Raw genomic sequence first — 274 nt, 5'->3', positions numbered from 1 at the left:
CGGGAAGATCGTCCTCACTGTTCCCGCGGATCTCGATGCGGCCGGTACGGTGCTGATCACCGGTGGTACGGGGACGCTGGGGGGCTTTGTGGCCCGGCACCTGGTGGCCGAGCGGGGTGTGCGGCATCTGTTGCTGGTCAGCCGCGGCGGTGGCGGGGCGGCGTTGCGCGAGGAACTGGCCGGGCTGGGCGCGGAGGTTTCCGTGGCCGCCTGCGACGTGGCCGACCGGGACGCGCTGGCGGCCGTACTGGACTCGATCCCGGCCGAGCGTCCG

The 274-nt window shown here is 73.4% G+C and carries 1 protein-coding gene; it reads left to right on the top strand.

The annotated features are described in order from the left end of the window. The coding region (locus IF37_RS40510; RefSeq protein WP_037858549.1) for an SDR family NAD(P)-dependent oxidoreductase at positions 1–274 on the top strand (274 nt) is incomplete at both ends.

The organism is Streptomyces sp. NRRL S-31, from assembly GCF_000718775.1.
GTDB lineage: Bacteria > Actinomycetota > Actinomycetes > Streptomycetales > Streptomycetaceae > Streptomyces.
This window is presented reverse-complemented; position numbering and strand designations above follow the sequence as displayed.